Genomic DNA, 6,418 nt, shown 5'->3' on the forward strand with positions numbered 1-6,418 from the left:
ATACCTCCAGAGTCCTAGGCTTAGGTATCTGGGCTATCAGTATCTTGCTGTCCCTGTGTGAGTTTTTCACGGGCTTGTAGGGCGAGCGCTTCATATCGTGCCTTAAACAGTGCCAAGGTTTCTTGATCCAACTCTTCCATATCTAATAAAGCATTGTGGGCTCCTTGAGTGGCGCGGATGAGCTCATCCAGTTTGATATGAATGGCTTCCGTATCCCGGTTTTGGGTATTTTGGATCAAAAACACCATGATGAAGGTAACAATGGTGGTGCCGGTATTGATCACCAATTGCCAAGTATCGCTAAAGCCAAAAAAGGGACCGCTGACCATCCATAGCAGAATCACAGAGATAGCAAGGGTGAAGGTGGCAGAACGCCCGGTCAAACGAGCGGCATTTTTGGTCAATCTGGAATACCAGCTTAAGGCAGTCGTAGTTGGCATAGGCGATCTCTGGGGCTAGCTGTAGGTGAGGGAGCAGCCTGCCCCAAAATGAAGCGGGGCAGGCCAACTTAAGGACTATTTGCTTTTGCTGCGGAATTGATCGTGGCAGGCTTTACAGGTTCCGCCTACCTCACCAAAGGCGACCTTAATTTTTTCCTTATCTCCGGTGGCTGCTTCCGTGGCCAATGCGTTGGCTGCTGCATTGAAGTTTTTAGCCAAGGTGCCAGCCTGCTCCAAATTTTTGAAAAACTCAGGCTTTAAGCGGGTTTTATCGCCCATTTTATCCTGAGCGGTATCCGGCCCGTACAAAGCGCCCATCCCTGAGTTGGCGATGGCGGCAACCACATTAGCCGCAGCCTGTACCTGTTTGGCATCAAAGGGCACACTGCCATCAACCACTTGTGCTTTGATCTTTCCCATGTTCCATGACATGAAGCTATAGCCTGCTTGACGGTATTCAATCTGGTCTTCTGCACTTAGAGGCGCGGCCTGAAGATTCAAGCTAACCAGTAATGCAGCGGCGCTTAGGGTGCTCATCATCAATGCGTTCATCGGTAGTTCCTTTATTTTTAAGTCAACACAACAACCAACCACGGGGTTATATAGTCCCTTTCAAGCATAGTCTGTGCAATATGACAGAGCAGCCTGCACCATGAGACAAGAATAATTTATAATTAAATAGATTATTTTTAGGTAAATTAAGCAAGCTACTCACCCAACCTAGGTTGCTACCAGTACGCTACCCGAAAACGGACGCAGGAGACTGTAACGATGTCGCCCCATGTGGAAGCCTTTTTTGATCCCACCACCTTCACCTACAGCTATGTGGTCAGCGATCCAGCCACGGGACACTGCGCCCTGATTGATCCGGTACTGGATTACGACCCCGCCTCAGGCCGCACCCGTCACGACAGCGCCGAACGGTTGTTGGCTTACGTTAAAGCTCAGGGATTACAGGTGCAGTGGCTGCTGGAAACCCACGTCCATGCCGATCATCTGTCCGCTGCACCTTGGTTGAAAGCTCAGTTAGGTGGTCAGCTCGGCATTGGTGCTCAGGTGGTGCAGGTGCAAAGAACCTTTGCCGCGCTGTTTAATGCCGAGGCGGAATTTATCCCTGACGGTCGCCAATTTGATCATCTGTTTCAGGATGACGAGGTATTTCAGATCGGCAACCTAGAGGCCCGTGCCTTGGCCACGCCCGGTCACACGCCGGCCTGCGTCACCTACCTGATCGGCGATGCCGCCTTTGTTGGCGACACTCTGTTTATGCCAGATTACGGTACCGCGCGTTGTGACTTTCCCGGTGGCGATGCTCGTACTCTGTACCGCTCGATTCAGCGGCTATTTACCCTGCCGGATGAGACACGGCTGTTCCTCTGCCACGATTACAAAGCGCCGGGGCGGGAGGAGTATCAGGGCCAAACCTCGGTGGCGGATGAGAAAGCCAAAAACCTTCATGTACACCAAGGCATCAGTGAAGAAGACTTTGTGGCCATGCGCAGCGCACGGGATGCCACGCTAAAAATGCCGGCGCTGATTTTGCCCTCGGTACAGGTCAATATGCGCGCTGGGCAGCTTCCACCGGCAGAAAGCAACGGTCAGATTTATTTAAAGATTCCCGTGAATGTTCTCTAAGCGCCCACACTCTGAGCGATCCGGTCACGGAAGCTCAGGGCTCCCCTGTCGGGTTTGGTTGCGTCAATACCGCCCCGCCACTGCCGCTCAGGATGCACTGGCAGCGGCCATCGTCACCCTGTTGCTGATTCCGCAGAGTTTGGCCTATGCCCTGCTGGCCGGTGTGCCTTTGACGCTAGGTTTGTATGCCAGCTTGCTGCCCTTGGTGGTGTACGCGATTTTTGGCTCCAGCTATTACCTTTCGGTGGGGCCAGCGGCGGTGCTGTCGCTGATGAATATGGCGGTGTTGCAACCGCTGTACCCGCTGGGCTCGCCGGAATTTATTGCCGCTTCGGCCCTGATTGCCTTGCTGTCTGGCCTGATTTTATTGGGCATGGCACGCTTACGCTTGGGGTTTCTGGCCAACTTTCTCAGTCATCCGGTAATCAGCGGTTTTATGACCGCTTCGGCGCTGCTGATCGCCTTTAGCCAGTTGAAGTACCTGTTCGGCGTAGGCGGCGGGGGCGATACCCTGCCCCGCTTGCTGATCAGCCTCTGGCAACACCTGCCGGAAACCTCAGGCCTAACACTGCTGTTAGGTCTGAGCGCCTTGGGTTTGCTGTATGTCATCCGTACCCGGCTCAAGGCTTGGCTGTGCCGTCGAGGGGTGTCGGTGTTTTGGGCGGAAACCTGGGCACGCACCGGGCCGGTTTGGGTGCTGGTTTTGCTGACCGCTCTGGTGGCGCTCCTCGGTTTGGATCAGCAGGGCGTGCGGATTGTGGGTGCCATTCCCGCAGGATTGCCGGAGTTGAATTTGCCGCCGCTGGATTGGGATTTAGCCCTGCATGTATTCCCCGCCGCGGTGCTGCTGAGTTTGGTCGGCTTTGTGGAATCGGTATCGGTGGGACACACCTTGGCGGCCCGACGGCGGCAACGCATCAATCCCGATCAGGAACTGGTGGGTTTGGGCGCGGCTAATCTGGCCTCAGCCTTTAGCGGCGGCTTGGCGGTAACCGGCGGCGTTTCGCGCTCGGTGGCCAACTTCGAAGCCGGAGCCCAAACGCCCATGGCGGGCATTATGACCGCCGTGGGTGTGGCCCTGAGTTTGGCTTATCTCACCCCGTTGCTCTATTACCTACCCCATGCCGTGTTGGCGGCTACCATCATCATCGCCGTACTGGGGCTGATGGATTTCCACAGCCTGCGCCAGACTTGGCATTACTCCAAACACGACGGTTTGGCGCAGTGGGCCACCCTGATCGGCGTACTCGCTTTGGGTGTTGAGCAGGGCTTGCTGCTGGGTGTGGGGCTGTCCTTGGTGCTGTTTTTAGGGCGCACCAGCCGCCCACACATTGCCGTGGTAGGGCAGTTACCGGGCAGCGAACACTTCCGCAACATTCAGCGTTTTGCAGTGCAAGAAAGCCCCTTGGTGCTGTCGTTGCGGCTGGATGAAAGCCTGTATTTCCCCAACGCCCGCTATCTGGAAGACCGGGTGAGCGCACTGCTGGCGGAGCGGCCCCAAGTACGGCATCTGGTGCTGATGTGCTCCGGGGTGAATCTGATTGATGCCAGCGGTTTGGATAGCCTCGAAGCCATTCGTTTCCGTTTGCAGGAAGCCGGCATTGCGCTGCATCTGTCGGAGGTCAAAGGGCCGGTGATGGATCGTTTGCAGCGCTCTGAGTTTTTACAACGCCTGAGCGGGCCGGTGTTTCTCAGCCAATATCAGGCGCTGTGTCAGCTTGATCCAGAATTTACCGCGCAAACCCTCGCCGCTCGCGATGCAGCGCGCCCCATCCCTCTGGCTGCTGCTGAGTGATGCAGTGAATATTGCCACCACCCAGCAAAATTTCCCGCCCCGGCACCATCACTACCTCGCGCTCTGGGAAGCACTGTTGCAAGAGTTGGCGCGCGGCTTCGTCCGCCGGATCATTAAAATAAGGAGCAATCACAGCGCCATTCACCAACAGAAAGTTAATGTAGGAACCGGCCAAGCGAATGGAGGGATCGCGCGGCTGAGTGCCCATGACCTGATCCACGCCCGCGCACTCTTCTGCAGTGGCGTACAGTGGGCCGGGAATGGGCATTTTATGCACCATCAGCCTGCGTCCCTGTGCATCGCGGCTGGCTTCTAACACCGCCAAGGCCGCCTGACAGCGCGGGTAATTCGGGTCTTGGGGATCGTCCGTCCACGCCAAAAGCACCTCGCCGGGGCGCACAAAGCAACAGAAGTTATCCACATGGCCGTTGGTTTCGTCGTTATACAGCCCTTCAGGCAGCCAGAGGATTTGGCGCACGCCCAGATAATCGCGCAACCGTTGCTCAATCTGTGCCCGCGATAACTGCGGATTGCGGTTCGGGTTGAGCAGGCATTCTTCCGTGGTCAGTAGGGTGCCTTCACCGTCCACATGGATGGCTCCGCCTTCCAGCACAAAGCCTTCAGTACGGTAGCGGGCACAGCCCTCTAGATGCAGGATTTTGCGCGCCACCTGATCGTCGCGTTGCCACGGAAAGTACAGTCCACCGTTTAAGCCACCCCAGGCATTGAAGGCCCAATCAATACCCCGCAGCTCACCCTCGGCATTGACGACAAAGGTCGGGCCGGTATCCCGTACCCAAGCGTCGTCGCTGCTCAGCTCCACCAAGCGAATGCGCGGATGCTGCAAACGGGCATAGGCGTTCTCGTACTGAGCGGCGGAAACGCCAATCGTGACCGGCTCAAAGCGGGCAATGGCTTCGGCCACGGCGCTAAAGGCCGCTTGAGCCGGTTTGCCACCCAAACGCCAATTGTCCGGGCGCTCGGGCCAGAGCATCCAAATCTGACGCTGGGCAGCCCATTCGGCGGGCATATAGAAACCCTCAGTACGGGGCAAGCAGGTTGGGTGCTGCATGGGTGTCTCTCATCAAGGGAAGCGCTGAATACTGGCTTATCCCCATGTCATTACAAGCCTTAGGCTTTAAAAAATTGCTCAAGGCTCTATGCTGGTGCCTTTAGGCCAGCATCAGGAGTCTCTCATGTCCCCATCAGCAAATGACCATGCCCTAGGTTGCGGCGAATGCGCCAACGGAGCCGCCTTAGGCTTTGACTTCACCATGGCCTTTCAACCCATTGTGAATCTGGCCACCGGCGAAATTTTTGCTCATGAGGCACTGGTGCGCGGACTGCACGGAGAATCAGCGGGCCATATCTTTACACAGGTGAATGATACAAACCGTTACCGCTTTGATCAGGCTTGCCGTACTAAGGCCATCTGTTTGGCGGCGCAGTTGAATATGCAGCCTTTATTAAGCATCAACTTTATGCCCAACGCCGTGTACGAGCCGGAGCGTTGCATCCGCACCACCCTCGCCGCGGCAGAAGCCTACGGCTTTCCCATTGAGCGCATTATTTTTGAGATTACCGAGAGCGAGAAGGTCGAAGACCTCGGGCATCTGCGCTCCATTGTGGAGTACTACCACCAGCGCGGCTTTAAAACAGCCATTGATGACTTTGGTGCGGGTTACTCGGGCTTGAATCTGCTGGCTGAGATTCCCACGGACATTGTGAAGTTGGATATGGCCCTGATCCGCAACATTGACCAGAAAAAAACCAGTCAGGCCATTGTTAAAGGCGTGGTACAGGTGTGCCGAGAGCTTTCCACCACCCTGATTGCTGAGGGGGTAGAAACCCGCGCTGAGTTGGAGTTTTTGCGTACCCTGGGCATTGAACTGTTTCAGGGCTATTACTTTGCTCGCCCAGCCTTTGAGGCTTTGGCCACACCCTCGAAGCTATAAGCCTTTCTACGCCAAGGACAGGCATCTAAAAATCAACAGTAGCTACAGGAGTAACTGAAAACTCTGACGCGACAAAATGGCCGTCTTATCAATTTTGCGCGAAAAACCCCGTACTTTAGTGTGGGGATGAATAGCGCGGGAGGCGTAGCCTCCCTAAAGGGGTCTTAATTCAGTTAGCATTGACCTATGCAACAGACCAAGACCCTCAAGGTTCGGGTTCGAGATAAGCATGTTCCGCTCCTGCAACAGATGGCTCGTAGTGTGAACTTTGTCTGGAACTATCTGAACGAACTCAGCGCCCGATCCATTCGGGAGCGTGGCCGGTTTTTGTCTGCTTTTGACCTGCATCCTTACACCAAAGGCGCGAACAAAGAATTGGGGCTGCACTCTCAAACGCTGCAAGAAATCGCCCGCGAATACGTCACACGCCGTAAGCAGTTTAAAAAGTCACGCTTGAGCTGGCGTAAATCAGGTGGTGTTCGGCGTTCATTGGGCTGGATACCCATCAATACCGGCGCAGCCAGCTGGAAGAGTGGTCAGGTTTACCACAACGGCCATTACTTCAAGGTTTGGGACTCCTATGGCTTGAGCCA

The 6,418-nt window shown here is 55.5% G+C and carries 6 protein-coding genes and 1 pseudogene; 4 read left to right on the plus strand and 3 right to left on the minus strand.

From position 1 onward, the window contains the following. Positions 1 to 20: 20 nt before the first annotated feature. Positions 21 to 440 carry a low affinity iron permease family protein gene (locus LX59_RS06305; protein WP_144570995.1) on the minus strand — a complete coding sequence of 140 codons (420 nt, stop codon included), beginning with the start codon at positions 438 to 440 and terminating at the stop codon, positions 21 to 23. A 75-nt stretch (positions 441 to 515) separates the two neighbouring features. Beyond that, positions 516 to 992 (minus strand): c-type cytochrome, encoded by a 477-nt coding sequence (locus tag LX59_RS06310; RefSeq protein ID WP_425457478.1) that lies wholly within the window; start codon positions 990 to 992, stop codon positions 516 to 518. 219 nt (positions 993 to 1,211) lie between these two features. On the opposite strand from LX59_RS06310, the gene LX59_RS06315 reads away from it, so the two are divergent. Continuing rightward, the gene (locus LX59_RS06315) at positions 1,212 to 2,075 is read left to right on the plus strand and encodes an MBL fold metallo-hydrolase (protein ID WP_144570996.1); all 864 of its coding nucleotides are present in this window, start codon (positions 1,212 to 1,214) and stop codon (positions 2,073 to 2,075) included. After that, entirely contained in the window at positions 2,065 to 3,870 is a 1,806-nt protein-coding gene (locus LX59_RS06320) for a SulP family inorganic anion transporter (protein ID WP_144570997.1), read from the plus strand. The genes LX59_RS06315 and LX59_RS06320 overlap by 11 nt, the downstream gene beginning before the upstream one ends. Here LX59_RS06320 and aguA read toward each other — a convergent pair. Next, on the minus strand, positions 3,806 to 4,942 hold the full coding sequence (gene aguA, locus LX59_RS06325; RefSeq protein ID WP_144570998.1) for an agmatine deiminase: 1,137 nt from the start codon (positions 4,940 to 4,942) through the stop codon (positions 3,806 to 3,808). The two genes, LX59_RS06320 and aguA, sit on opposite strands and share 65 nt — an antisense overlap. A gap of 124 nt (positions 4,943 to 5,066) precedes the next feature. Between aguA and LX59_RS06330 the strand changes: the two genes are divergently transcribed. Both LX59_RS06330 and LX59_RS06335 read left to right on the plus strand, forming a co-directional pair. Further along, a complete protein-coding gene (locus LX59_RS06330; RefSeq protein WP_144570999.1) occupies positions 5,067 to 5,825 on the plus strand; it encodes an EAL domain-containing protein in 759 nt (252 codons plus the stop codon). Positions 5,826 to 6,011: 186 nt separating this feature from the next. Next, positions 6,012 to 6,418 (plus strand): annotated as a pseudogene (locus LX59_RS06335) (RNA-guided endonuclease InsQ/TnpB family protein); the annotation flags it as partial.

This window comes from Azomonas agilis (assembly GCF_007830255.1).
Classification (GTDB): Bacteria; Pseudomonadota; Gammaproteobacteria; order Pseudomonadales; family Pseudomonadaceae; genus Azomonas; species Azomonas agilis.

Bases quoted from the DNA above. Each gene is read 5' to 3' on its own strand.
- LX59_RS06305 (WP_144570995.1), bottom strand. From the start codon at position 440: ATGCCAACTACGACTGCCTTAAGCTGGTATTCCAGATTGACCAAAAAT.
- LX59_RS06310 (WP_425457478.1), bottom strand. From the start codon at position 992: ATGAACGCATTGATGATGAGCACCCTAAGCGCCGCTGCATTACTGGTT.
- LX59_RS06315 (WP_144570996.1), top strand. From the start codon at position 1,212: ATGTCGCCCCATGTGGAAGCCTTTTTTGATCCCACCACCTTCACCTAC.
- LX59_RS06320 (WP_144570997.1), top strand. From the start codon at position 2,065: ATGTTCTCTAAGCGCCCACACTCTGAGCGATCCGGTCACGGAAGCTCA.
- aguA (WP_144570998.1), bottom strand. From the start codon at position 4,942: ATGCAGCACCCAACCTGCTTGCCCCGTACTGAGGGTTTCTATATGCCC.
- LX59_RS06330 (WP_144570999.1), top strand. From the start codon at position 5,067: ATGTCCCCATCAGCAAATGACCATGCCCTAGGTTGCGGCGAATGCGCC.